The organism is Streptomyces sp. Rer75 (genome assembly GCF_013414305.1).
Classification (GTDB): domain Bacteria; phylum Actinomycetota; class Actinomycetes; order Streptomycetales; family Streptomycetaceae; genus Streptomyces; species Streptomyces himastatinicus.
The window spans coordinates 5956130-5981236 of the sequence record NZ_CP058693.1 but is presented as its reverse complement, the minus strand read 5'-3'; the positions used below and the strand labels follow the sequence as shown (position 1 = coordinate 5981236).

Here is a 25107-nt window from a genome sequence, read left to right as displayed (position 1 = left end):
ACGGGGTCGATGACGGGGTTGACGGGACTGACGGGGCGTAAATCGGTTGCCATCGCCCCGCCGCCGCGCTCAGGATGTCCGCGACATTCCGCCGACAGCACAGGAGCATGCGATGCGCCGATTCCTCGGAACGACCCAGCGCCCCCACCGGACGACCGTCTTCGAGGACATCACCACGCATGCACCACACCATCAACATCGGCGTACTCGCCCATGTCGACGCCGGTAAGACCAGCCTCACCGAGCGGCTGCTGTTCGACGCGGGCGTCATCGACCGCCTCGGCAGCGTCGACTCCGGGGACACCCAGACCGATACGGGCGCCATCGAGCGGGAGCGCGGAATCACCGTGCGGTCGGCCGTCGCGTCCTTCCGCGCGGGTGACACCCAGGTCAATCTGATCGACACCCCCGGCCACTCCGACTTCATCGCCGAGGTCGAGCGGGCGCTCGGCGTGCTGGACGGGGCCGTGCTCGTGCTGTCCGCCGTCGAGGGCGTCCAGGCACAGACCCGGGTGCTGATGAAGACGCTGCGGCGGCTGCGGCTGCCCGTGCTGCTCTTCGTCAACAAGATCGACCGGGCCGGTGCCCGGCACGCGGAGCTGCTGGCGGACATCCGGCGGCTGCTGGCGCCGCACATCGTGTCCATGACGGCCGTACGGGACCTGGGCACGCGGGCCGCACGCACCCGGCCGCGGTCCCTGGACGACGTCGGCGTGCGCACCGAGATCGCCGAGGCGCTGGCCGAGACCGACGACGCGCTGCTCGCCCGGGTCGTGGACGGCCCGCTCCCCTCCCCCGCCGAGGTGCGCGCGGCGCTGGCCGCGGGGACGGCGGAGGGGCGGGCGCACCCGGTGTACTTCGGTTCGGCGCTGAGCGGGGAGGGCGTCGCGGCCCTCGTCGACGGCGTCGTACGACTCATCCCGCCCACCCGGGCCGACCAGGACGATACGGCACCCCGGGGCACCGTCTTCGCGGTCGAGCGGGCGGCGGGCTCCGCCACGAAGACCGCGTATCTGCGGCTGTTCTCCGGCGAGCTGACCGTACGGCAGCACCTCACCCTGCACCGGCCCGGCGACCGGCACCGCCCCGGCGCCCGGCACGGCGGGCAGATCACCGCGCTGGAGGTCGTGGGCCGGGCCGGGGAGCGGGTGCTGACCGCCGGGAACATCGCGCGGCTCAAGGGGCTCCCCGAGGTCCGCGTCGGCGACCGGCTGGGCGAGGTCGACGCTGAAGAAGAACAGCGCCACTTCGCCGCTCCCACCCTCCACACCCTCGTCCACGCCCGCGAGCCCGGCCCCGCGGCCGCCGCCCGGCTGCACACCGCGCTGCTCGCCCTCGCCGACCAGGATCCGCTGATCCACGCCCGGGCGATGCCCGGCGGCGCCACGTCGGTGCTGCTGTACGGCGAGGTCCAGAAGCAGATCATCGCGGCGACGCTCGCCCAGGACTACGGCATCGAGGCCGACTTCGAGCCGAGCCGCCCGGTCCTGGTGGAGCGGCCGGCGGGGGTCGGCGAGGCGTGCTACGAGATGGCCCGGCGCGGCCATACGGGGCCGTGGGCGACGGTCGGGCTGCGCGTCGAGCCCGCCGCGACCGGGTCCGGGGTCGGTTTCGGCTACGAGACCGAACTGGGCGCCCTGCCGCGGGCGTTCCACACCGCGATCGAGCAGACCGTGCACGACACGCTGCGTCAGGGCCCGCGCGGGCGCGCGGTCACGGACTGCCGGGTCACCCTGATCCGTTCGGGTTTCGACGCCCCGGTCAGCACCGCCGCCGACTTCCGGGGCGTCACCCCGGGGGTGCTGGGAGAAGCCCTGGAGCGGGCGGGGTGGCGGGTGTACGAGCCGTATCACGCCTTCGAGCTGGAGATTCCGTCCGATGTGCTCGCACCCGTCACCGCCCGGCTCGCCGCGGTCGGGGCGGACATCGCGGAGAGCGCGGGCGGTGCGGCGGGGTGGCTGCTCACGGGGGAGATTCCGGTGCGGTCGGTGCACGCGTTCGAGCACGCGCTGCCGGGGCTGTCGCGGGGCGAGGGAGTGTGGCTGTCCCGCCCGTCCGGCGACCGGCCGCTCCCCGGCAGCGCCACCGTTTAGGGCCCACGGGGGTGTCTTGTCATAGCGGGCCAGCAGACGCAGGCCGTTGCCGCACAGGCCGCCCGGGGTGCCGTCGGCGTTGCGGCGGACTACTTCTGCCGGGGAGAGGGTGAGACGGCCGTCGGGGTCCCCGGGCCGTCGTGGCCCGTGCCCTGGGCTACACGGGCTCCCCCGAGACCCTCGATTCGGCGGTCTCTCCGCGGCTTCCGGCTGCTGGCCAAGAACCTAGGTCGGCGGGCTGCAGACGCTGCTGGCCGCGCGCGTGGACGATCTCCAGATGGTCGACGGCGTGGGCAAGGCCCGGGGCCGCTCCGTCCGCGAGGGCCTCTCCCGTCTGGCGGAGTCGTCGATCCTGCGGTGCGTGTAGCAGTCGACCGTGCGCGAGGCCCTCGGCCGGGACTGAGGATCTCGGGCCGTCCTCAGCCTCTACCGGCTGGCTGCGGCGCATCGTCGAGTGCGGCGCGGATGGTGCCACTGCCCCAGGCGACATGGAGGTCCGGGCCACCAAAGGAAGGCCAGTAACCGATCGGGGAGCCGGCGTAGATGCCGAAGTGCTCACCCATCTCGCCCTCCCAAGTGATGGACGTCTGTGTGCCGGTGAACAGCGCGACATAGTGGAAATTCCGGCCGACGAGATCCTGAATCGGATAGTTCATCTCCGCGAATCCGCGTGACGAGAACCCAAACGGAGGTGTTAGGGGAGGCTGCGTGGGAGAACCCGGCCACCAATCTTCGCCCGACGCCTCAAGGTCGTACTTATCGCCCTCGTCAGTGGTTACGCGCGCGGACAAGGGGTTTGGCTTGAAGAACAAGAATCCGAAGCCGCCGAAACCAGCGGTTGCCGGATACGTAAAGGACTCGGTGGTGCTGAGCGAATCACGCACTGCTTTGGGAGCATCTGCGACTCTCTCCGCGATCGAACGCAGCCGCTCTTTCTGCATATTGAACTGCGAGCGAGCCAGGGCGCCATAGAGCTCTTCGGTGGTGGTAGCCATTATCATCACCTTCCGACTCCGTCTCGATGCACATCAGCTTCTCGTCCACCGTCCCCCTTTCCGGAGTTGACGCAAGTCGATCTCCCGCCAACGCCGGCAGTGCGCACGGCCAGTCACTACTCGCTTTCAATCGGTAAATTGCAGGGCGTCAAGTTGCCGAATCCATCGAGTGCCGCACGCTGGTAGGAGAAAGCGTCACCGACATTCCCGAGGAGGCATCGTGACGCCACCCAGCGCCGGGCCTGGCAGCGGGTATGACCCCGAAGGCGAGCAGCGTGCGGTAGCCGAGGCACAAGCCGAGATCTACGAGCACGTTCAGCATCTGCACGACGAGGGAGTGATCAACTTGGACGCTCCCGCGCGAGACGTCATCGACGTACTCGACCAGAAATATCCACGGCGGACGAGTGACACTGCGGCACAGGCCGGCGGTTATTGGCTCGTCGGCGACCAGGGTTGGTGCAACCACCTCACGTAGCACATGGGCAGGTGAATCTCATGAGTACCGGTTCCCCTCCTTCACGCCCCAGCCGCGATGAGATGCGGCAGCAGATAGAGCGGCTTCAGGACGCGGGCATCGTGGATCTCGACGCGCCATTGAGGGATGCCCTTCCCGAACTTGCGCGCAATATGGCACGTTACCGACAGGGAGAGCGTAGTTGGTGGGTCATCGCCTCCGGGGACCCATCGCACGCCGTCTGCGAGTGTGAGATGTGAACGCCTCCTCCGTGTCGGAGCAGGTCGTCGAGGGAGCGCTGGGCTGGATTGACAAGAACCTGTCGCATTTCGACCCGTTCAAGGACGGAGAGCTGACGGCACTGTGCGAAATCCCGCTGTCGGAACTCGCGATCCTCACGCTTTCGGCCCAGCGCTGCTCGACGCCGGTGGATATGGCCGTGATCACACGGTTCCTGGATTTCCTGGAATCTGCCCACCACAACCCGGCCTACCGGGAACGCCCGTTTCGAGAGCCGGAAACCCTGGTCCCCCATCTTGTGGTGGCAGCCGCCCTGGAGCACGGCGGACGGATCGACGGACTTACCTACCGGGCAGCTGTCGAGACGCTAGTGGAAGCCAGCACCGTGACCGCGCCCGCACTCCCGCCGCACCGGATGATGGAGCTTCGGCACGCGCTCGACCTGGGACGCGTGCGCCACGGTCTCCCCTCGTATCTCACGCTCTACCGCGGCACGATGCCGGCACGGCCGCTGAACCCCATCTATATCTCCCGGGCGGAGGCGTACGTCCTCACCCACGTCATTTTCTACGCGGCAGATCTCGGGCATCGCCCCGCTCAAGGGATCAGCGAAGACGAACGCGAACGTCTCGGGAAGCTGGTCGAGCGGCTTCTGGGCATGTACATCGCCGCCCGTGACTGGGACCTGACGGCGGAACTCATCCTTTCCGCGCGGTGTCTGCGGTCCCCGTCAGCCTTCGATGATCTGGGCTGGGAGTGCCTGGCCTCGGCCCAACGAGCCGACGGCGCGGTCCCCGGACTGCGTGCCCGTCTGGAAGAGGGCGATGCGCCCGACGTGGAGCTGGAGGCGAGCGCCTGCTATCACACGACACTCGTGTCGGCGCTGGCCGGTCTTTCGGCCCCACGGAACGCCTGAGGAGGCGAGGAGATGACACAGCGCCACCACGGCGTGGACTGCCACCCTGGCGTGGACCGTGCCGCCGAGTTCATCTTCTCGGCCGCGCACGCCCCGGCCGCTTCCATGAAGCACCAGCTCCAGGCCCTGTTCGGCTTGTCCGTCGCGGAGAAAGCCGGAACGCCCGGCGCCGTGGCCCGTGTCGACGCGATGGCGGCGCGGGTGAGCGGGACGCTCGACCGTGAACGCGAGAACGGGAGGTTCGACCCGTTCGCCCACGACGTGAAGCTGCTGCTGCTGTGCCACGACGTCTTGCGACGGCGGGGCACCGAGTCCGCCGCTTTGGCGTCGTTCGTCCGGGAGACCTCCGACGCGCTGCGCGGCATGGAGCCCGTCCCGGCGCGGCTGACCGGTCTCGCGCACCTTCTGGACGCCATGGGCGAGGGCCCGTTCACGATGAGCGAGACGAGCGGGTGGACCGACGGTGACCCGCTCCCCTCCGGGACGTCGCTGCTGCTGGCCGATTCCCACACGGTCAGACGGCTCTGCAACGCGATAGCCGCGTACACGCTATTCGGCTCCCGGGAGATGCCCGGAAGACACCCGGACCTCCTGCTCACCCTGCCGGTCCTCGTCCTGCAGAAGCTGCGCGAATACGACCTGATCTTGGGATCGACCCTCTTGCGGGCCCTCAGCTACCTCGGCGCTGACGACTCCGAGACGTTCGACTTCGCGGCGCGATACCTGGGATGTCAGCAGCAGGACGACGGCAGGTTCGGCTTCTACGCACGCGAACTGGCGGAAGGGCCGATACTGCGGACGGCAGACCAGGATCTCTTTCTTCCGGTGGCCGTCTCCGCGCTGTGGGCCCTGGCGGAGGTGTCAGTGCCCGGCCTTCAGGTCGTGGAACGCCTCTGATGCAGCTCACTGAGCCGACCCGCCGTCGTGGCGAGGCACCGCTCGGCGGTGGAGCGGATGCGGCCGGCCTCCTCCTGATCGAGCATCAGATAGGAAAGGCTGTGAATACTGACCGCGGCCATCATGTCGTGCATCGCGGGCGGATAGTTGATCGGCCCCGGTCCTCCGCCAGGAGGGTGGGGCCAGTGATGAAGGTCCCAGACGATCCTGGGCCACCACGGAGGGCACAGGGGGATGTCCTCGCTCATTACGTCCTCCCTCACGATGCTGTGGGCTGGACGCTATCCGAGCGGGCCCCCCACGAGTGGGAGGCCCGCCTTGGCGGCGACCACCGTGACCCGGTTGGAAGAGGTCCCTGAGAAGTCATCCGATGGGTGGGTGGCGATAGAGGAAATCAGGTCCGTAGGTATGACCGCTGCCGTCGGGCAGCTGGCGGCGCATCAGCGACTGGGCCGGTTTCTGGAGGGCGCGCATCTGACCGACGGCTTTGTTGAGCAGCGCCTTCGCCGTGGTCTGCTGGTCAGTCTGCCAAGCCTGTTCCAGATGCCGCAGCATCTCGCTGTACGCATGATTGACAGTGTTGAGGAGCTTCTTCGTCCCGGGGTCGGGCGCCAGCAGGTCACTGGCATCCCAGCCGCCGGTCGGCACCACGCCCATGGGGAGGGTGCGCGGCATGGGGATTGCGTCGCCAGTGAACGTCCATCGCCCCGCATCAGGGGACGCGGGCCTGATCAGCCTTCGGCCGTGATAGATCTCCCGAAAAGTATAAAAGTGGGCGAGCTCACCATCCTCCTCGAAGTGGGGGTTCTCCGGCGACGCCGCCGTGCCCTCCCCCTGTTCCTTGATGATGCCGATGGCTTTCTCAACCTCTGCCAATGAAGTGAGCGCCACGATGCTGTTTCCCGTTCCGTGGGAAGCCATGTTTCGACTCAGCTGGCGGGTACCTTTGATCAGCTCTGGGTGGCTCCGGAAGACCTCCAGGACAGCGGTATAGAAGGCCCCGATGGACGTATGCGACCCGGCTTCCGTGATCGGGTTGTCGGGTTCTTCGATCCGGGAGTACAGGTCCAGGGACTCCTTCGTCAGCCCGCTCAGGTAGACGGACAGTCCGGGCCGCACACCCCCCGGCAGGGGACCGGGATATTTTGGCACTGTCTTCTCGTCGGCGAGGCGGGGGGCCCCGCCGATGGTGGTGAGCAGATTTCCGGCGAGGCCAAGATGTGACATCTCGTCGAAGATGATGCGGCGTAGGGCGGTGAACACGTCCCCCTGCTGGTCCTCGATGGACCACAGAGCACACAGGTACGGCGGAAGCGTGGCGAGTTCCAGCATAACGGCCTGCTGTAACGATTCGTTTAGCCAGTCGACGCCGCGATGCTCGGCAGGCTCATCCATCAATTCGACAATCCTGTTGCTTCGATAGTCGACAGGGGTCGTCATGGAAATTCCCCTTCCCCGGCATGCGCCCCTTCCCGAGGTGAGCAGCCGGTCAGTAAGTAGGTGTCCCGGCACGGTCGTAGGCGTGCGGGCCTGGGCCGGGCACGATCGGCCCAGGCCACTGCACGACAACAGACAGCCTTCGCTTGCCTCTATCCGGCTTCTGCCCCGATGCTTTGCCGGGTCTGAACCGGCCGTTCTCGCCACCAGCCCCAAATCGTGATCCTGTTCAGCCCTCTACGCCTTCGTGCGCAGCTCCCGCACTCCGGAATTCGGGCGCGGCGAGTGAGGGACGCGATCGCATCTCCCAGACCGACCGCGCGCCGACGCACACGTTGGCCGCCCGCGAGTGGGATTTGGCTTTCCAAACCTTCCCACGTCAGCGGAAGTCCGGGGACGGGCTGGGTTCGCCTCATGACGCTCGCACTGAGTGTGCTTACGTCGGGGTGGCTCACGAGCTGATCAGCCATATGCTGATCGGCAGTACCTACGTACGCTGCCTCAGTTCCGTACACAACAACCGCGTTACCGACCTCGTACTTCACTGCCGGTGAGCTGTTCTCGCCCGTCTGCGGCCGAATCGGAACTTGCAGCCAGTGGATGGTCGTCACGTGAATCTCTCCCGGATCAGTTGTTGCAGCATCCGACAGCGGGCCTGCACCACCACGTGCAATCGCACGTGGCACAGGCGGCACAACTCACGACGCACCCGCCGCAGCGCCCCGCGAGACAGGCGAGGTAGACGGCCCAGCCCGCGGGCGGGCAGGTCAGAGCGGCGCTGAGACACGTACTTCCGCAATCACTGGAACCGAAGCACGAGGTCAGCGCCTCCCACCAGCCATCCCGAGTCACCAGGTGCCCATCAGCGTCGGGGGTGAGTTCGTTGACGCCGGCGAGGAACTGATCGGAGGTCGTGTCGAGGACGAAGACGTAATCGTGGCTGACGCCGGAGGGGATGCCCCGCGTCGTGGCCACGCACGCGGCCACCTGTCGGTTGCCCGCGCTGCGGGACTGGACTATCAGGCCGGACTCGATGGTGTGTACTTCTCCGGCCGTCCCGGAAAGTTCCTCGGGCTGAGGCACGGATCCGTCGAGAACGAATCTACCGGTGGTTCCGAAGAACTGCGGTTCGGGCAGATCTTCGACGCTGCTCACACCGAGACGGCCCGGCAGGGCTTGCTCCAGGATGGCGAGTTGCGAGTTCTGGCCGGTCAGGCGACTCCACTCCCGACCTGCCTGCTCGGGAGTGTAGATGGTCAGTTGCTGTTCCCTCACGCGCGGCGTGATCGTCATTGCGGACTCCTCGGTCGTGCCCAACTGGGCGCCTTTGTGGGGGTGGCCGGTGACGCCGACCTTCCGCCAGAATGCGGCAACTTCGGTCACGTCGCATCTCAACCAATTCGTCAGTGAGAGCAATAATTTGAGGAGGGGTAATTTGCAAACTACGTCTTGGGTAATCAGACAATGGATGGTGCGGGTAGCGTTCCGGTGACGGCACGCCTGGCGTATGGAACGCGTGCAAGGCTGCAAGAACTGTTGAGTCGTGAACGAATTCGGCGGCGTGAACTGGCAGCTGAAGGACAGTGGGCTGTCAGGGGGCTGAGCCGCCGAGAGGCTTCCGCGGTACGCGCCGCGTGGCGGCAAGAGGTGGCGTACATGAGGGAATGCGGACAGCTCTTGGACTCGATTGACGCTTTGGCGGCTGTGGGCGTTCGTGAGGAGTTGCAGGCTCGCGGCTGGGACCGCCGCTGGCCGGCCTGCCCGGAGGAGGCCCGCAGCCTCGGGCGGTGGCCAGGTTCACGCGACGGCGGCTTTCCTGAACAACTGCCGCTGCGGTTGCCAGCGCGCCTGGAAAGACAGGCCCGTGCGGCATGCTGGTACACCTCGGCCGAAGCGATTGACGCGCTGCGCGACTGGCGAGCCCAGTACCCCCATGTCAAACCGTCTCGGAGATGGGCGCCAGCGGGACTGGAAAGCGCTCTGGAGGAATACGATCAGCTGGCCAGTCTGGTGACCACGACCGGTGAGATCTGGCGAGCGGGCATCGAGCACGGAATGAACGCCGTGGCCGTGTGCCACATGACATCGAGGTAGTCCGCGGGGGCGATTCCGGCGTGTTCACGGCCTCCGCTGCTCGCGACGGCTCAGCTCAGACGTCCTGCGGCAGCGAGGCATCAAGGCCACCATCCCCGAACGCGTCGACCAACTCGCAGGCCGAGCCCGCCGCCGCGAGCGCCGGTGCGGCTTCGACAAGGCCGTCTACCGGCGCCGCAACGTGGTCGAACGGTGCTTCCACCGGCTCAAGCAGTGGCGCGGAATCGCCACCCGCTACGAGAAACAACCCGACCGCTTCCACACAGCCATCACCCTGGCCAGCACACTCATCTGGCTCACACCGTGATCGACAAGTCACCCGCTAGATGTCGGGCCCGGCGACGCGGGTGTAGGACACGGCGTTGCTCGTACCGCCTTCCGTCGTCACGGTGACGTTGACCGCCCCGGCCGACCCAGCCGGGGCGGTCGCCGTCACCCAGGTGTCCGACACGACCGTGAACGCGGCGAGCGTGGAGCCGAAACGGACCGCGCTCGTCGTGGTCAGGCCGGTGCCGAACAGGGTGACCGTGTTGCCGCCGCCCAGCGGGCCCTGGCCGGGGACCGCGCTGGTGAGAACGGGAACGGCGGCATAGGTGTAGGGGACGCCGTTGCTGGTGCCGCCCGGCGTGATCACCGTGACCTGCACCGTTCCGGCGCTTCCCGGCGGCGCCACCGCGTTGATCTGGATGGCGGAGACGACCGTGAAGGACGTGGCGTCGACGGTGCCGAACTTGACGGCGGTCGCACCGAGGAGGTTCGTCCCCGTGAGGGTGACGGCCGTGCCGCCGGAGGCCGGGCCCTGGTGGGGGCTGACGGCGCTGAGGGTGGGGATGCCGACGTAGAAGTACGTGACGCCGTTGCTCGTACCGCCGGGACCGGTCACCGTCACCTGCACCGGACCGGCACTCCCCGGCGGCGCCACCGCCGTGATCTGCGACGCCGACCCCACCGTGAACGACACCGCGGGCGTCGAGCCGAACTTCACCGCCGTGGCGCCGGTGAAACCGCTGCCGGTCAGCGTCACCGAGGTGCCGCCGCTCACCGGGCCCTGACCGGGCGAGACCCCGCTCAGCACCGGGCCCGCCGCGTAGGTGTACGTGACGCCGTTGCTCGTACCGCCCGGACCGGTCACCGTCACCTGCACCGGACCGGCACTCCCCGGCGGCGCCACCGCCGTGATCTGCGTCGACGACACCACCGTGAACGACGACGCGAGCACCGAACCGAAACGCACCGCCGTGGCCCCGGTGAAACCGCTGCCGGTCAGCGTCACCGAGGTGCCCCCGGTGGCCGGGCCCTGGTTCGGCGTGACGCCGCTCAGCACCGGACTGGCCACGTACGTATAGGTGACGCCGTTGCTCGTACCGCCCGGACCGGTCACCGTCACCTGCACCGGACCGGCACTCCCCGGCGGCGCCACCGCCGTGATCTGCGACGGCGACACGACGGTGAACGACGCGAGCACCGAACCGAAACGCACCGCCGTGGCCCCGCCGAGACCGCTGCCGGTCAGCGTCACGGTGTTGCCCCCGGCGGTCGGGCCCTGCCCGGGCGAGACCCCGCTCAGCACGGGGACGGGGGCGGAGGTGTAGCTGAAGGGGACGCCGTTGCTCGTGCCGCCCGGCGTGGTCACCGTGATCAGGACGGTGCCGGTGCCCGCCGGGGCGGTGACGGTGATCTGGTTGGCGGACACGAGGGTGAAGGCCGGGGCGAGGGTGGTGCCGAACCGGACCGCGGTCGCCTGGTTGAAGTTGCTCCCGGTGATGGTCACGGCGGTCCCGCCCCCGGGTGCACCGGAGGCGGGACTGACGGAACTGATCACCGGAGGGGACGCCGCCGTGACCGCGGGCGCGGCGGTTGCCATGGAACCTGTCTCCGGGCCTGCGGCCTGATGAGGGGTGCTCAACGTGCTGCTCCTTCCGGCGGAACGTCCCAGGGGTGATCAGATACCGGGCGACGCGAGGTACTGGAACGGGGTCGCGGCGGTCGCGCTGCCCGCCGGGTTGGTGACGGTGATGTCGGCGGGGCCGGGCTGTCCGTCCGCCGTGGGCGGCGAGACCGCCGACACGGTGGTGGCGTTGACGACGCTGAACGGTGCCGCGATGCCGCCGAAGGTGACCGACTCGGTGGTGCCCAGGTTGGTGCCGGTGATGGTCACCGCGGTGCCGCCGGAGGCCGGGCCGGATGCGGGGGTGAAGCCGGTGACGGTGGGCACGTCCACATAGGTGTAGGACAGGCCGTTGTTGGTGCCGCCCGCGGTGGTGACGCTGACCCCGACCGCCCCGGCCGCGGCGCCCGCGGGCACGGCGACGGTGATGGTGCTGTCGGAGACGACGACCGGCGTGGCGCTGTTGGGGCCGAAGGCCACGCCGGTGGCCGTCGAAAGGCCGGTACCGGTGATCGTGACGGTGTTGCCGCCCACGAGCGGGCCGGACGAGGCGCTCAGGCCGGCCTTGAAGGGGGCACCGACGTAGAAGAACGTCAGCGGGTTGCTGGTGCCGCCGGGCGTGGTCACGGTCACGGGGACCGCACCGGTGCCGGACGGCGAGGTCACCGTGACCGAGGTGGGCGTGTTGGCCGTGATGGTGGCGTCCTTGCTGCCGAACTTCACCGCGGAGGCGTTGGCGAGGTTCGTACCGGTGATGGTGACCGTGGTGCCACCGCCGGTCGACCCCTGGTTCGGAGAGATGGGCATGGCGATTTCTCCCTGCTGAAGACTGAGCGGGCGCCCGGAATCCCGAAGGCGGCTCGGAGGACGGAAAGGGAAGGGATGGGAGGGACGGGCCGGGCGGGTCGGACCCGCTCGCGCTCGCAGGAGAATGCGATGTGCGCCGGCCGGGTCGTTGGGGACGCCCGCCCGGCCCCCTCGCTCGGTACGCCTGGCGCCCGGGACCGGCGAGGGTGCGGGGGCCGTTTCGCCGGGGACACCGGCGGAGGCCATACCGCACGTTTTCAGTAATCCATCGGAATGAGTCCGTCCACAAGAAGTGTGACGCCGCATCACTCGAATGGCGGGGCGTGCGACCGCCGCAGGTCCCCGCGGCCCCCGCGCCCGGCCCTCGGGGACCGCGCGGGGGCGCGCGGACGGGCCTTTCGCCGGCCACTCACCCTTTCCCGTGACCCATCGGACGAAGGGGTCACTTCCGCACCCGGCGGGCGTATCCTCTTGCCGCATGGGGGCGGACATGGGCATTCCCGTCAATGAGTCCACCGCCGGGGGGTTTTGGCGGGTACGCATCCGCGGCATGACCGGGGAGATCCTGGGCGCCGGAATCCTTCTGGGCGGCGACACCGTGCTGACGTGCGCCCATGTCATCCCGGACGACGGGCGCCCGGTGCCCGCGTCACAGGTCCTCGTCGACCTGGTGCAGGTGCCCGACGCCGCCCCCGTGACCGCGCGCGTCGCCGCGGGCTGCTGGGTGCCCCGGCGCGCCGACGGATGCGGCGACATCGCGCTGCTGACGCTGGACCGGCCGCAGCCCGCCGAGCACGCCGCACCCCTGTACCGGCTGTCGCCGGAGCCGCTGAGGCAGGTCCGGAACCTGGGCTTCCCGCGCCACAACGACGACGGCACCTGGTTCTACGCGAAGATCGCCGGGACCGTCGGCCCGCGCGCGGAGTGGCTGGAGCTGATCCCGGACTCCCCCGGGGACGTGGTGCGCCGCGGATGCAGCGGCGCCGGGGTGGAGGACGTGAAGACCGGCCACGTCATCGGGATGATCGTCAACCGCTACGACGACGCCCCCGACATCCCCGCCGACGAGCGCCGACTGCGGTCGAACATGATCCACATCGAAACGATCCTGCGGCACCTCCCGCTCGTCCACCGCTTCGTGGGCGGCGACCGGGTCGTCGACGCACGGCTCGTCTCCCGGCTGACCGGCGGCGTCCAGGACATCCCGTTCGCGCAGCGGCTCGCCCTGTGGCTGCGCCGCGAGTCCCTGGCCGGGCGGCGCCCGGGCGTCGCGGACGTGGAGACCGTCGTCATCGCGCCCGACGACAGCGGCCGCTACGAGGCGCTCAGCCGCGCCGTGACCCTCGCCGACCGCGAGCTGTCCGGGGGCGGCGACGACGAGGCGGTGTCCGCCGCGCCGCACGGCACCGTGCCGCCGCTGGGCAGCGTCGACCTGGCCATCGACGTCACCGGCCGCACCGACACCGAGGTGGCCCGCCGGGTCGCCGACCGGATGGATCTGCCCGGCGACGCCTCCCCGCTGAGCCGGATCCGGGCCAACGCCGTCCCGCTGACCGTCGTGGCCGTCGGGCTGGACCGGGCGAACGAACCGGAGGCGCTGCTGCGCTTCATGAAGCTCCTCGCCGACCAGGGCGCCCGGCTGATGCTGGTCTTCCGCGATCCGCACGCTCCCGGACTGCGCCTGTGCGAGCAGCTGTTCCGCCCCGACCCGGAGCGGATCGACGCCTGGCTGGACGAACTCGCCGACCGGGTCGCGGAGGCCGCCGGCCTGGAGCGGGAGGCCACCGCGGCCGGGGCGCGCGCCGCATCGGACCCGGCGGAGGCCCCGGCGCTGCGCATCAACCTGACCCGGCTGCGCGACGACCCCGAACGGCGTACCCATCACATCGTCGCCAAGCTCGCCGCATTCGAGCACGCGGTAGGGGCCGTGCGGGAGCGGATCGAGACGGCGCTGCACACGGCCGACGCCCAGCGCGACGAGGTCAAGGAACTGAGGGGCCTGCTGAACGCGTACGCGGCGCTCCTCGGGGCGAAGGCCGCCTCGGAGCGCCGGGAGCTGTTCCCGCTCCAGCGCGCCGCCCACCGCGAACTGTCCGCGGTGCCCTGCGACGTGGCCGCCGCGCGGCGCGCCGTCGACCGCTTCGTCCGGGCCGTACACCTGCCCCCGGAGGGGGACTCGCCATGACGTCACCGACCGCGGCGTGCACCCGCGCGGACTGCCCCGGAGAAGGCGGGGGCCGGATCAACCCCCGAGGCTTCTGCACGGAATGCGGCCGCAGACCCGCTCCGACGCCCCCGGGCACGATCCCGGGCCCTGCCGCACCCGGCACGGACACCGGCGCCGCCGACGCCGGACCCGGCGCCCCCACCGGGGTCCTGCGATCCGGTGCGACCACGGCCACCGACCGGGCGCGGCGCCGGGACGCGGCGCGGAAGTTCAGCCTCGGCCCCGCCGGGGACGGGCTGTTGGATCTGCCGCGGGTCGAACTGCCCTCCCTCACCGACCTCGTGCTCGACGACCCACGGCCCCCGTCCCGCGGCCAGATCTGCGGCCGCCCCGGCTGCGAGGAGACCGTGGGCGCGCCCTACAACGGGGAGCCCGCGCTGTCGGCGGGGTTCTGCCCGCGCTGCCGCCATCCGTTCGACTTCACCCCGCGGCTGCGCCCCGGGGATCTGCTGGGCGACCAGTACAAGGTGATCGGCTGTGTCGCGTTCGGCGGGCTCGGCTGGGTCTATCTCGCCGAGGACACCCAGCTCGACCGGCAGCCGGTCGCCATCAAGGGCCTGATCAACAACGAGGACGAGGCGGCGCTGCGGGCGGCGGTCGAGGAGCGCCGCTATCTGACGATGCTCGACCACCCCGGCATCGTCCGCATCATCAACTACGTCACCCAGCCCGCACCCGGCAGCGACCGGCTCACCGGCTACATCGTGATGGAGTTCGTCGGCGGCATGACGCTCGCCCAGATACGGGACTGCATCGCGGACGCCATGCCGCCGTACGACGGGCCCCGGCTGTACGAGCACATCCTGGCGTACGGCTGTCTGGTGCTGCGCGCGGTCGGCTATCTGCACGGGGAGCGGCTGCTGTACTGCGACCTCAAGCCGAGCAACGTGATGCACTACGAGAGCCGGGTCAAGGTCATCGACCTGGGTGCGGTCCGGCGGCTGGGGCGGCAGGGCGGCGATCCGCCCGTCATCACCAAGGGGTTCGCCTCCCCCGAGTCGCTGCGGGGCGGCCCGCTCACCGAGCGCCATGACCTGTACGGCGTCGGCGCGACCCTGCGGTCGCTGTCCGACAAGGCCGGGCGGCCCGCCCAGGCACCGCCGGGGCTGGGCGCCGAGTCGTACCGGCGGGTGCTGGCCCGCGCCACGGCCCGCGATCCGCGGCGGCGGTTCGGGTCGGCGGGCGAGATGTCCGAGCAGCTGTGGGGCGTGCTCCGGGAGATCCACGCCCTGCGGCTGCGGAAGGAACAGCCCGCGCCGTCCACGCTGTTCGCCCCGACCGCCGCGCTGCTGGACGCGGGGCTCGGCCGGATCCCGGGGCTCGAACACTGGCTGGACGGCGATCCGCACCGGGTCCTCGCGCACGGGCTGCCGTCCCCGGAGCAGGTGCCGCCGGGGCTGCCGGTGCCGTTCCCGGACGCGGCGGACCCGGGCGCCGCCCTGCTCAACACCCCGACCGACAGCGGCCCGCGGCGGCTGATCGAGCAGCTGGGCGCGTTCCCGTACCCCTCGGCCGAGATCCGCTTCCGTACCTGCCGCGCCTATCTGGACCTGGGGATGCGGGACCGCGCGAACGACGAGCTGACGGCCGCCGAGGAGATCATCGGCAGTGGCGCCCGGTACGACTGGCGCCGCGCCTGGCACCGCGCCCTGCTGCGGCTCGCGGGCGGCGCGGTGGCCGAGGCGCGGCGCGCGTTCGACGAGGTGTACAGCGCGCTGCCCGGCGAGTACGCGCCCAAGCTGGCGCTGGGCTACTGCGCCGAGCACCTGGGCGACCACGACGCCGCCAAGCGGTTCTACGAGGCGGTGTGGGAGCGCAACCGCTCCCAGGGCAGCGCCGCCTTCGGCCTGGCCCGGCTGCGCCTGGCCGCCGGGGACCGGGGCGGGGCGGCCACCGTCCTCGACGGGGTGCCGAAGGTGTCGCGCCACTACGACGCCGCCCGGATCGCGACCGTACGGGTCCTCGCCGGGCGGCTCGGCGAGCACCTTCACGACCGGCCCACCGGCGGGGACCTGGTGGAGGTGCTGACCCGGCTGCCGCGGCTGTACCTGGACGACGGGCGCGCCCGGGGGCAGGCCCGGGACCGGCTCACCGCGGAGGTGCTGGAGGCCGCGCTCGACCGGACACTGCGGCAGGGAGCGGCGGGCGACCCGGCGGATCCCGGGCTGCTGTTCGGCGAGGGGAACGACGAGCTGTCGGTGCGGTCGCAGCTCGAAGCGGTGCTGCGCCGGCTGGCCCAGCAGGCGGACAGCCCGGAGGCGCTGGGTGTGCTGGTGGACCGCGCCAACGCCGTCCGGCCCATGACGGGCGTCTGACAGGGGGGACAGGGGGATCACATGAGCCAGGACAGTCAGGACCATCCGGGGCGGCCCGCGGAGGAGGACCACGGCCCCGCCATCAGCTTGCGCGTGCACCAGAACAAGTACCTCCCGGCCGCCGCGGGCCCCGCCGAGATGCACGCCGTCATCAGCGTCGAGACCCGGGGACTCGGCCCGGCCGCGGCCCGTACCGCCGCCTCCGAGGTCATCGTCATCGACTGCTCCGGGTCGATGAGCTGGCCCCCGACGAAGATCGCGGCGGCCCGCCGGGCGACGGCGACCGCCGTCGGCGTCCTGCGCGACGGCACCCACTTCGCGATCATCGAGGGCACCGAACAGGCCCAGGTCGTCTATCCGTTCGCGGGCGGCATGGCGGTCGCGGGCCCCGACACCCGGGCGGCCGCCGCCCGCGTCGCGGCCCGGCTGCCCGCCATCGGCGGCACGGCCATCGGCGCCTGGCTGGACCTCGCCCGGCGGCTCCACCTCAGCCGCCCCGCCGCGATCCGGCACACCCTGCTCCTCACCGACGGCCGCAACGAGCACGACGCGGCCGGGTATCTGGACAAGGTGCTGGACGCCTGCGCCCCGCACTTCACCTGCGACGCGCGCGGCATCGGCGACGGCTGGGACGCCACCGAGCTGAAGGAGATCGTGCGCAGGCTGCACGGCCGCGCCGACGCGGTGCTGGACGACTCCGCACTGGCCGCCGAGTTCGAGGAGATGACGCGCGCCTCCATGGCCAAGGCCCTTTCCGGGGTGCGGATCCGGGTCCGTACCCGGGCGGGCGGCCGGATCGGCTTCGTCAAGCAGGTGCACCCCACCCGGGTCGACCTCACCGGCGAGGGCACCCGGCCCGACGCGCGCACCTGGGAGTACCGCACCGACGCGTGGGGCGACGAGTCCCGCGAGTTCCATCTGTGCGTCCTCGCCGACCCCGACGGCGATCCGGTGGGCGAGGACGTCGAACTGGCCGCCGTCGACCTCGCCCCGGACGGCGATACGGACCTTCCGCTGCCCGCCGCGCCGCCCGCCCGGTCCGTGCTCGTCCAGTGGACCGACGACGTGCTGCTGTCCTCCCGCGTCGACCCCCGGCTGGCGCACTACGGGGCCGATGCCTCCCTCGGCCACGCCATCACCGCGGGCTGCGACGCGTACGAGGCGGGCGACCGCGAGGAGGCCCGGCGGCAGTGGGGGCAGGCCGTCCGGCTCGCCCACGGACTGGGCAGCGCCAAGATGCTGGAGCGGCTGCGCGGACTGGTCCACATCGTCGACGCCGCCACCGGCGAGGTGCGGATCCGGGAGCCCATCCGGCCGCTGGACCTCAACTCGGCGATGATCGTGACCGAGGAGAGCGTCCGCTTCACCGGCCTCCCCGGCGCCTCCCCCGCCGAGGCCCCCACCGGCCCGGACCGGCTCTGCCCGTCCTGCCGTCGCACCGCGCCCGCCACCGCCGCGTACTGCCAGAAGTGCGACACCCCGCTGAGCCCGGAGGGGGCCTCATGAGCGGGACCCGGCGCGCCGGGACCGAGCGGGGAAGAGAGGGCGGGACGCGGACGTTCCTCATCCGGCGGCTGACCACGCTGCTCGTCCTCACGGCGGCGGCGGTGACCGCGCTGTTCGCCGCGTACTACGGCGTCAGCCGCAACACCACGGCGGTCAGCGAGCGGTCGACCCCGGCGATCCTCCAGGTGGCCGCCGCGATCGACGCCCTCCACGTCGCCAACGCCAGGGCCGAGCTGAGCCTCGACGGCCCCACCACCGACGTCGAGGGGCTCGGCGAGGACTACCGCAACGAACTGTCCACGGCCAACCAGAGCCTGGCCCAGGCCGTCAAGAGCACCACCGGCGGCAAGGCGGCCCGGCAGTCGCTGCTCACCACCGCCGGGCTGGTCTCCTCGTACAGCGACATCATCGAGCAGGCGTATGTGAACCGCGGCAACGAGGATCTGCGCGACGCCTACCTGGGCTACGCCACGGCCATGCTCACCCGGGACCACGACGGCGTCCTGGCCCGGCTGGGCACCGTGCAGGAAGGGCAGCAGCGGGTGCTGCGGGCGCAGACCTCGTTCGGCTGGCTGCTGGGGTTCGCCTGGTGGGTGCTGGTGCCCGCGCTGTTCGGCACCCTCGCGGTGCTGCTGTGGCTCACCCAGCGCTATCTGCGGCACCGCTTCCGGCGCCGGGTCAACCCGTGGCTGGCCGCGGCGACCGCGCTGCTGCTCGCGGTGATACCGCTGGCCTTCTTCACGCACCACATGCAGGGACGGCTGGACCAGGCCCGGTCCACCCTGAGCCGGACGAACATCGGCTCCAACGGCGGCGAGACCGCCGAGGAGGTGGCGGACACCATGCGGGACACCCACTGGCGGGCCGGGGCCGTCGGCTGGATCCCGCTCGGCGGCGCGGTCGTCGCGGCGCTGATCCTGGTCGGACTCCAGCCGCGCATCGACGAGTACCGGTTCCAGCCGCGATGAGCGCCCGGACACGCTCCTTCAACGTGACCGCGGCCGTCCTCGGGCTGTGGCTGGTGGTGCTGTCCGCCGTCGGCGCGGGCGACACCGGCGGCCGCCAGTCGCGCGGCAGCGTCAGCGTGCTGGCCACCTGGACCGGCGACGAGGGCGCGGCCTTCCGCGAGCTGCTCCAGCTGTTCACCGACGAGTCCGGGGTCCGGGTCGACTACCAGGGCACCACCGCCCTGCGCGAGGTGCTGTCCTCGGAGGTGAAGGCGGGCACCCCGCCCGACATCGCCGTCCTGCCCAGCCCGGGCGAACTCGCCACCTACGCGGACGCGCCCCTGGTCCCGTTGCAGAAGGTGCTCCCCGCGGACACGCTCGCCGCCTACGGCCCGCTGTGGAAGCCCGCGCCGCGCGGGGACGGCGCGGTGTACGGCATCGCGGTCAAGGCCGACCTGAAGAGCATCGTCTGGTACGACGCGAACCGCCACACATCACGCGAACTGCCCGCCCTCGCCGCCCGGGACGGCCAGTGGTGCGCCGGGATGGGCGGCGACGCGACCTCCGGCTGGCCGGGCACCGACTGGATCGAGGACATCCTGCTCCAGCAGCAGGGCAAGGCCGTCTACCAGGCGTGGGCGACCGGCGGCCTGGCCTGGACGGACCCCCGGATCGGGCGGGCGTGGCGGACCTGGGGCTCCCTGTTCGGGAAGGGCGCGGCACGCACCGCGCTGCTCACGGACTTCCGGGACGCCGGCAGGAAGCTGTTCGCCGCCCGGCCGACGTGCGCGCTGGAGCACCAGGGCTCGTTCATCCGCGGCGGCTACGCGCCGAAGGACCGCGCCCACGCCTCGTTCGCCTTCTCCACCGGGCTGATCCCCGGCGCCGACCGGACCTCCACCGCCCGGGAGGTGTCCGCGGACTTCGCCGCGATGTTCCACGAAACCCCGCAGTCGCGCCGCCTCCTGGCGTACCTCACCTCGGCGAAGGCCCAGACGGCCTGGGCGGAGAACACCGCGTCCGGCCGCACCCGCCCGTTCTTCGCGAACGGCGACGTCCCCCTCTCCGTACAGCCCGACGACGTGGGCGAGAAGATCGCCAAGACGCTCAAGAACTCGCGCTCGCTGTGCCTGGACGCCTCCGACGCCATGCCGACCCGGATGCGGCTGGCCTTCCAGCGCGCCGCCCTGGCCTACCTCAGCGATGTCGCCAAGGGCCCGGACGCGCTGCTGACCAGCCTGGAGAAGGTCCGTACCGACCTGCACAAGGAGCGCGGACGGCCCTGGCTGTCGACCGTCTGCGGGTGATGCGCCGCCCCTACGGGGCCGCCCCTACGGGGGCCATCTCCTTCGGGCAGGGCGTGCCGCGCGGCAGCTTGTACTTGCCCGCTATCCGGTAGGTACCGGGGCGCGGGGCTTGCAGCACGGTCCACTCGTCCTCCGGCTGGCCCTCCACGGCGGCTTCGACCCGCGTGGTCAGACAGCCCTGGCGGTTGACCGGCAGCGCGTCGCCCCGGTCCGCCTTCGGCGCCTTGATGCTGCGCCCCTCGGCGTCGACCAGCCCCAGCCACGGCGAGTACGGGATGCGGATCAGGACCGGTCCGCGCTCCCGCACCTTCAGCACCAACTGGTCGGCGCCCGCCCGCTCCACGGTGGCGGGCGGGTCGGCGACCTGCGTCGGGTTCTTGACCTCGTACAGCTTCCAGTTGGCGTCCGACCACACCTGCCGCAGATACGGCAACTTGGCGCCTTCCAGCAGCAGGGCCTCCTTCTCGGCCCCCTTGTCCGGGTCGTCGTTGGGGAGCACGACGAAGTGCACCGCCCAGCGCTTGAGCCACTCGTGGTAGGTCGCGGGGGTGAGGGTGTTCTCGCCGTAGAAGATCGGGTTCCGGTCCAGGTCCCGCTGCCGGTTCCAGCCGCGCGCCAGGTTGACGTACGGGATGAACGCGGAGGACTCGCGGTGGCTGCGCACCGGCACCACCTCGACCCGGCCCTGGTCGACGTTCACCCGCTTCAGCTGGTCGACCAGCGGCGCCAGCTCACGGGCCCAGGACGCCGAGGGGGTGGTGTGGATGACGTCGTCGCCGGTCTTGACGACCTGCCACACCGTGATCGTCGCGAGCGACAGCACCAGCGCGAGCCACCGCCGTCCGGCCGGCGTGGTGCGCAGCTCGGCGCGGGCGGGCTTGATGCGGGGCTCGGTCAGCGCGGCGATCACCACCACACCGCCGAAGATCATGCCCAGCCGGGAGATGTTGGTGCCGATCTGGGACGGGATCAGCCAGGTGAGCACCACACCGAGCGAGTACAGCGCCGCGCCGACCCGCACCGTGCGCCACTCGGGCGGGGACAGCAGCCAGCCGGCGAGCCCGGCGGTCAGCGGCAGGATCACCGAGCCGATGGACATCGGCTGCTCGCCGGAGAACGGGAACAGCCACGCGGACAGCCCGACCACCAGCACCGGAGTCACACCGAGCGCATACGCCGCCGGGCGCCGCTTGGTCAGCCACAGCGCGGCCGCCACGATCCCCACGAACAGGCCCGCCACCGGGCTGGCCATGGTCGCCACCGCGGACAGCAGGGCGGCCAGCAGGAACCGCCCGGTCCGGTGGTGCCAGTGCCGGGACCGCCACCGCACCGGCCACGCGAAGATGACCGCCACCGCGGCGAGGCCGAACATCGCGCCGAGCCCGAAGGTCACCCGGCCCGAGGTCGCGTTGCAGACCAGCGCGAACGTGCCGTACAGGGCGGGCACCATCGGCCGCGCCACCGAGCGGCTGCGGACCAGCAGCAGGGCGAGCAGCCCCGCGGACAGCGTCCCGGCGATCATCATGGTCGACCGCACGCCGAGGACCGCCATCAGATACGGCGAGATGACGCTGTACGACACCGGGTGCATCCCGCCGTACCAGGCCAGGTTGTACGCCGAGTCGGGGTGTTGGAGCGCGAACTCCGCCCAGGCGTCCTGTGCGGCCAGGTCGCCGCCGCTGTTCGCGAGCAGCGCCACCCACAGCAGGTGCAGCACCGCGGCGGCGGCCAGCGCGGCGGGCACCGGGCGGCGCAGGGCACCCCAGGCGCGGCGGAACACCCCCGCCCGAACGGCCGCCTCACCTCCGTGGGCCGCCTCCGGAGCGCGCTCGTCCGGCTCGGCGAGCCGACGCTGCGCGGGCAGGCGTATTCGCGCCGCGGTGCTCTCCTCCGAGCTCCCGTTCTTATCGGCCCGTGTCGGATCCACGGTGGTCACTGCGACTCTCCCCGTCTCCCCCGAGGTCTGCCCCTGTTCATCTCTTCAACCCTGTTCCGGTTCCCCACGGTTCGCCTTGGTCTGGGCGAGTCAGGGTCGGGGACATCCTGCGACGCTAGCACGCGAGGCGGTTCGTCAGCGGCTGCGGGCACCGGCGCGGCTTCCCGCGCCGGTGCCCGTCCGGGTCAGGAGATACGGGTCAGCTTCGCCCCGAAGGACGGCTCGGACAAGTCGTTTTGCAGCGCCACCGGCGCCTTGACCCGACCGGGCCCGCTGCCCACGGTCACCTCGCCGACGACGGTGCCCGCCTTCGCCGTGTGCGGAATGGTTTTGCCACCGTCACCGATCTTGATGTCGACGTTCAGCCCCGCCCAGCCGACCGCCTTCAGGTCCTTGGTGGCCACGACCGGAGTCGTACCGCCGAGGCCGTCGTCCACCTGGCCGACGACATCGCCCTTCTTGATGACGGTCGCCGAGGTGAGGGCGTCCTGCACGGTGGTGATCAGCTTGTAGCTTTCCGTCTGCGCCAGCTGGAGGCTGGCGTCCAGCGTGGTGGGCGCGCGCTGTTCGAGCACGACCCCGAGGATCCGCTGCTTCTTGCCGTCGATCGTCCGCACCGCGCCCCACATCAGCGCACCGCCGGCCGGGGTCGACGACCCGGTCTTGATCCCGATCACACCGGGCTTCACCAGCAGATTGTTGTTGTTGTAGATCTTGCCGTCGAGACCGGGGATCTGCGTGTTGGGCGTCGCCACGACCTCGCGGAACGCCTCGGACTGCATCGCCGCCTTCGCCAGCTTGAGCTGGTCGGCCGCGGTGGACTTGGTCGACTCCTTCAGCCCACTGGGGTCCGTGTACGTGGTGTTCTTCATCCCCAGGCTCTTGGCCGCGTCGTTCATCTTCTTGGTGAACGCGTCCAGCGACCCCGCGTCCCAGCGGGCCAGCAGGCGGGCGATGTTGTTGCTGGAGTTGATCAGCAGCAGCTGGAGCAGCTGGTGCTGGGTGAAGCTCTGCCCCTCCTCGACCGACGCGCGCGACTCGTCGGCCGACCCCGACTCCTCGGCCGCCGTCGCGTCGATCTTGATGCGCGGGCCCTCCGCACCGGCCTTCAGCGGATGGTCCTTGAGCACCACGTAGGCCGTCATCACCTTGGTGACACTGGCGATCGGCACCGGCTTCTGCGCCCCCGACGTGCCCAGGCTGCCCACGCCCTCGACCTCGGCCGCGGACTGGCCCTCGCCGGACCACGGCATCGCCAGCTTCTCGCCCTTGAACGCGTACGACTCGTCGGCCGTCAGCTTCAGCTCAGGATCCGGCAGCGGCCGCACCGCCTGGGCGATCGCCACGAGCACCACGAGCAGCAGCACCAGCGGCGTCCAGATCTTGACCCGCCGCACCGCCGTCCGGATCGGCGTCTCGGGCTTCGGCGGCCTGTTCGTCAGCTCCGCCAGCAGATCCAGCGGCGCGGGCTGCTTCCCGTCCGGCGTCTGCGGCGGCAGCGGCTGCTGCTTGGTGCGCTCGGTCTCCGGCAGTTCGCCCGGCTTCGCCGGTGCGGTATCCGGCTTCGCCGGTGCCTTCGCCTTCTCGGGTGCGGGGGCGGGGGCGGGGGCGGGGTCGTCGGGGGAACGCAGCGGTACGAACTTGCTGGTGCGCTCGTTCTCGCCCTCGGACCGCTTGGCGCCCTTGTCGTCCTTGGCGCCCTTGTCCGCGTCGCTCGGGAGCGCCTTGATCGCGGTGGTGGGCTGGTCGACGCCCTTCTTCTCCGGCAGCACGCCGAACGCGGCGGTGGGACGGTCGACGGGCTCGCCGTCCTCGTCCACCTTGGGCGCGCGGAAGACGGCGGTCTTCTGGTCGACGGACGGGCGGGACGGCTTGTCGTCGCCGTCGCCGGACGCGGCCTTCTCACCGCCCTCGTCCTCGTCGTCATCGGAGCCCGCCCACGCCGGACGCCGCCCACCGGAGGCGCGCTTGCCGTCGCCGGTCTCGCCCGAGCCGTCCTTGGACGTGCCCGAGTCGCCCTCGCCGCCGGAGGGTCGCTTGTCGTCGGCGGACGCGCCGGAGTCGCTCTTACCGCCGGACGGGCCGTCGTCGTCACGGTCGGCGTCCGGGTCCGTCTTCGGCGTACGGAACGCGGCGGTCTTCCGATCGACCGGCCCGTCCGACGACGCGTCGTCGGAGGCAGCGTCGTCGTCGCTCTCGCCCTTGGCACCGGAGTCGGCATCCTCGCCGAGCACCTCATCCTTGGCGGCCGAGTCGTCGTCCTCGCCGTCGACGTCGGCGGCAGCCTTCTCCGTACGAGACGCATCCGCACCCGCGTCGTCCTTGCCGCCGGACGCGGCCGAGTCGCCCTTCGCCCCGGACTCGGCGTCCGACGCAGCCTTCGTGCGGTCCTCATCGCCATCGCCATCGGCGGCCACGTCCGCCGTGCGGAACACCGCGGTCTTCCGATCGACCGGCCCGTCCGACGACGAGTCGTCCGAGGCAGCGTCACCCTTGGCACCCGCGTCGTCGTTGCCGCCGGACGCGGCCCTCTCGGCGTCCTCGCCCTCGGCCTCCGCATCGGCGTCCGGTTCGTCGGACGCGACCCAGGCCGCGACGGCCTCCCGCAGGCGGGCGTCGCTTCCTTCCGGCTTTTCCGTCTCACCGGCTCCACCGGACGTCGCCCCCGGCGAGGGCGCCTCGTCCTTGGGGCGGACCGGCAGCCCCGACTCGGTTTCCGCGCTCTCCGGCTCCGCCGATTCCGCTTCAACCGATTCACTGTCTTCGCTTTCGCGAACATCAGACGTATCGCCGTCATCCGCGGCTTCCAGAGACTCCGATTCCGCTTCCGCCGAGGCCGCGCCGGACTCGCCGGACTCGGCGGACGCCTCGGTGGACTCGTCGGGAGCCGACTCGGACGCGTCCTCGGCAACGGCGACCGCCGCATGCCCGCCGTCGGCCTCCCCCTCACGGAAGGCCGTGAGCCGCGGATCGCGTGCTCCCCTAGCCGTCTCCCCCGACGACTTCTGCTGATCCGACTTGCCGGGGGACTCGCCCGCCACCGAT

19 protein-coding genes and 1 pseudogene are annotated in these 25107 nt (G+C 71.1%); 12 read left to right on the top strand and 8 right to left on the bottom strand.

What is annotated here, in order from left to right:
• Window positions 1-179: 179 nt before the first annotated feature.
• Window positions 180-2093, top strand: a complete 1914-nt coding sequence (gene otr(A) / locus HYQ63_RS25765; RefSeq protein ID WP_179936272.1) for a tetracycline resistance ribosomal protection protein Otr(A) — start codon at window positions 180-182, stop codon at window positions 2091-2093.
• Between the two features lie 137 nt (window positions 2094-2230).
• A pseudogene (locus tag HYQ63_RS25760) lies at window positions 2231-2460 on the top strand (DNA integrity scanning protein DisA); the annotation flags it as partial.
• Between the two features lie 52 nt (window positions 2461-2512).
• On the opposite strand, the gene HYQ63_RS25755 reads toward HYQ63_RS25760, so the two are convergent.
• Window positions 2513-3088, bottom strand: a complete 576-nt coding sequence (locus HYQ63_RS25755) for a hypothetical protein (protein ID WP_179936270.1) — start codon at window positions 3086-3088, stop codon at window positions 2513-2515.
• Window positions 3089-3308: 220 nt separating this feature from the next.
• Here HYQ63_RS25755 and HYQ63_RS25750 point away from each other — a divergent pair, with 220 nt between their 5' ends.
• From HYQ63_RS25750 to HYQ63_RS25740, 3 genes are all read left to right on the top strand, one after another.
• A complete protein-coding gene (locus HYQ63_RS25750; protein WP_179936268.1) occupies window positions 3309-3566 on the top strand; it encodes a hypothetical protein in 258 nt (85 codons plus the stop codon).
• A 250-nt stretch (window positions 3567-3816) separates the two neighbouring features.
• On the top strand, window positions 3817-4701 hold the full coding sequence (locus HYQ63_RS25745) for a hypothetical protein (RefSeq protein WP_179936266.1): 885 nt from the start codon (window positions 3817-3819) through the stop codon (window positions 4699-4701).
• A gap of 12 nt (window positions 4702-4713) precedes the next feature.
• Entirely contained in the window at window positions 4714-5598 is an 885-nt protein-coding gene (locus HYQ63_RS25740) for a hypothetical protein (protein WP_179936264.1), read from the top strand.
• Here HYQ63_RS25740 and HYQ63_RS25735 read toward each other — a convergent pair.
• From HYQ63_RS25735 to HYQ63_RS25725, 3 genes are all read right to left on the bottom strand, one after another.
• Window positions 5577-5846 (bottom strand): hypothetical protein, encoded by a 270-nt coding sequence (locus HYQ63_RS25735; RefSeq protein ID WP_179936262.1) that lies wholly within the window; start codon window positions 5844-5846, stop codon window positions 5577-5579. The genes HYQ63_RS25740 and HYQ63_RS25735 overlap by 22 nt on opposite strands.
• Window positions 5847-5961: 115 nt before the next feature.
• The gene (locus HYQ63_RS25730) at window positions 5962-7038 is read right to left on the bottom strand and encodes a ferritin-like protein (RefSeq protein WP_179936260.1); all 1077 of its coding nucleotides are present in this window, start codon (window positions 7036-7038) and stop codon (window positions 5962-5964) included.
• A 624-nt stretch (window positions 7039-7662) separates the two neighbouring features.
• Window positions 7663-8418 carry a hypothetical protein gene (locus HYQ63_RS25725; RefSeq protein ID WP_179936258.1) on the bottom strand — a complete coding sequence of 252 codons (756 nt, stop codon included), beginning with the start codon at window positions 8416-8418 and terminating at the stop codon, window positions 7663-7665.
• Between the two features lie 294 nt (window positions 8419-8712).
• On the opposite strand from HYQ63_RS25725, the gene HYQ63_RS25720 reads away from it, so the two are divergent.
• Complete coding sequence (locus HYQ63_RS25720; protein ID WP_179936256.1) at window positions 8713-9129, top strand: hypothetical protein; 417 nt, start codon at window positions 8713-8715, stop codon at window positions 9127-9129.
• A gap of 64 nt (window positions 9130-9193) precedes the next feature.
• Complete coding sequence (locus HYQ63_RS25715; protein WP_179940498.1) at window positions 9194-9436, top strand: transposase; 243 nt, start codon at window positions 9194-9196, stop codon at window positions 9434-9436.
• 15 nt (window positions 9437-9451) lie between these two features.
• Here the strand turns inward: HYQ63_RS25715 and HYQ63_RS25710 are convergent, their stop codons facing one another.
• Together HYQ63_RS25710 and HYQ63_RS25705 are read right to left on the bottom strand one after the other, a co-directional pair.
• Window positions 9452-10993: an S-layer family protein gene (locus tag HYQ63_RS25710; protein ID WP_179936255.1), complete on the bottom strand. Its 1542-nt coding sequence runs from the start codon at window positions 10991-10993 to the stop codon at window positions 9452-9454.
• 78 nt (window positions 10994-11071) lie between these two features.
• Window positions 11072-11824, bottom strand: a complete 753-nt coding sequence (locus HYQ63_RS25705) for an IPT/TIG domain-containing protein (RefSeq protein ID WP_179936253.1) — start codon at window positions 11822-11824, stop codon at window positions 11072-11074.
• A 478-nt stretch (window positions 11825-12302) separates the two neighbouring features.
• Here HYQ63_RS25705 and HYQ63_RS25700 point away from each other — a divergent pair, with 478 nt between their 5' ends.
• Genes HYQ63_RS25700 through HYQ63_RS25685 form a run of 5 tightly spaced genes read left to right on the top strand, consistent with a single transcriptional unit; the run spans window position 12303 to window position 20126 of the window.
• A complete protein-coding gene (locus HYQ63_RS25700) occupies window positions 12303-14009 on the top strand; it encodes a serine protease (protein WP_257232111.1) in 1707 nt (568 codons plus the stop codon).
• Complete coding sequence (locus HYQ63_RS25695; protein ID WP_179936249.1) at window positions 14006-16366, top strand: serine/threonine-protein kinase; 2361 nt, start codon at window positions 14006-14008, stop codon at window positions 16364-16366. Before HYQ63_RS25700 ends, HYQ63_RS25695 begins: the two co-directional genes overlap by 4 nt.
• Window positions 16367-16387: 21 nt before the next feature.
• Window positions 16388-17872, top strand: coding sequence for a vWA domain-containing protein (locus HYQ63_RS25690; protein WP_257232110.1), 1485 nt, complete (start codon window positions 16388-16390; stop codon window positions 17870-17872).
• Complete coding sequence (locus tag HYQ63_RS44880; protein ID WP_257232109.1) at window positions 17869-18840, top strand: hypothetical protein; 972 nt, start codon at window positions 17869-17871, stop codon at window positions 18838-18840. The genes HYQ63_RS25690 and HYQ63_RS44880 overlap by 4 nt, the downstream gene beginning before the upstream one ends.
• A 23-nt stretch (window positions 18841-18863) precedes the next feature.
• Window positions 18864-20126, top strand: coding sequence for an ABC transporter substrate-binding protein (locus HYQ63_RS25685; RefSeq protein WP_257232108.1), 1263 nt, complete (start codon window positions 18864-18866; stop codon window positions 20124-20126).
• A 10-nt stretch (window positions 20127-20136) separates the two neighbouring features.
• Here the strand turns inward: HYQ63_RS25685 and HYQ63_RS25680 are convergent, their stop codons facing one another.
• Both HYQ63_RS25680 and HYQ63_RS25675 read right to left on the bottom strand, forming a co-directional pair.
• The gene (locus tag HYQ63_RS25680) at window positions 20137-22062 is read right to left on the bottom strand and encodes an MFS transporter (RefSeq protein WP_179936245.1); all 1926 of its coding nucleotides are present in this window, start codon (window positions 22060-22062) and stop codon (window positions 20137-20139) included.
• A gap of 185 nt (window positions 22063-22247) precedes the next feature.
• On the bottom strand, window positions 22248-25103 hold the full coding sequence (locus HYQ63_RS25675) for a D-alanyl-D-alanine carboxypeptidase (protein ID WP_179936243.1): 2856 nt from the start codon (window positions 25101-25103) through the stop codon (window positions 22248-22250).
• Window positions 25104-25107 lie beyond the last annotated feature (4 nt).

Excerpts from the sequence above, each read along its gene's own strand:
- HYQ63_RS25690 (WP_257232110.1), top strand. The coding sequence starts at position 16,388 with ATGAGCCAGGACAGTCAGGACCATCCGGGGCGGCCCGCGGAGGAGGAC.
- HYQ63_RS25700 (WP_257232111.1), top strand. The coding sequence starts at position 12,303 with ATGGGGGCGGACATGGGCATTCCCGTCAATGAGTCCACCGCCGGGGGG.
- HYQ63_RS25695 (WP_179936249.1), top strand. The coding sequence starts at position 14,006 with ATGACGTCACCGACCGCGGCGTGCACCCGCGCGGACTGCCCCGGAGAA.
- HYQ63_RS25705 (WP_179936253.1), bottom strand. The coding sequence starts at position 11,824 with ATGCCCATCTCTCCGAACCAGGGGTCGACCGGCGGTGGCACCACGGTC.
- HYQ63_RS25735 (WP_179936262.1), bottom strand. The coding sequence starts at position 5,846 with ATGAGCGAGGACATCCCCCTGTGCCCTCCGTGGTGGCCCAGGATCGTC.
- HYQ63_RS25740 (WP_179936264.1), top strand. The coding sequence starts at position 4,714 with ATGACACAGCGCCACCACGGCGTGGACTGCCACCCTGGCGTGGACCGT.
- HYQ63_RS25755 (WP_179936270.1), bottom strand. The coding sequence starts at position 3,088 with ATGGCTACCACCACCGAAGAGCTCTATGGCGCCCTGGCTCGCTCGCAG.
- HYQ63_RS44880 (WP_257232109.1), top strand. The coding sequence starts at position 17,869 with ATGAGCGGGACCCGGCGCGCCGGGACCGAGCGGGGAAGAGAGGGCGGG.
- HYQ63_RS25710 (WP_179936255.1), bottom strand. The coding sequence starts at position 10,993 with ATGGCAACCGCCGCGCCCGCGGTCACGGCGGCGTCCCCTCCGGTGATC.
- HYQ63_RS25730 (WP_179936260.1), bottom strand. The coding sequence starts at position 7,038 with ATGACGACCCCTGTCGACTATCGAAGCAACAGGATTGTCGAATTGATG.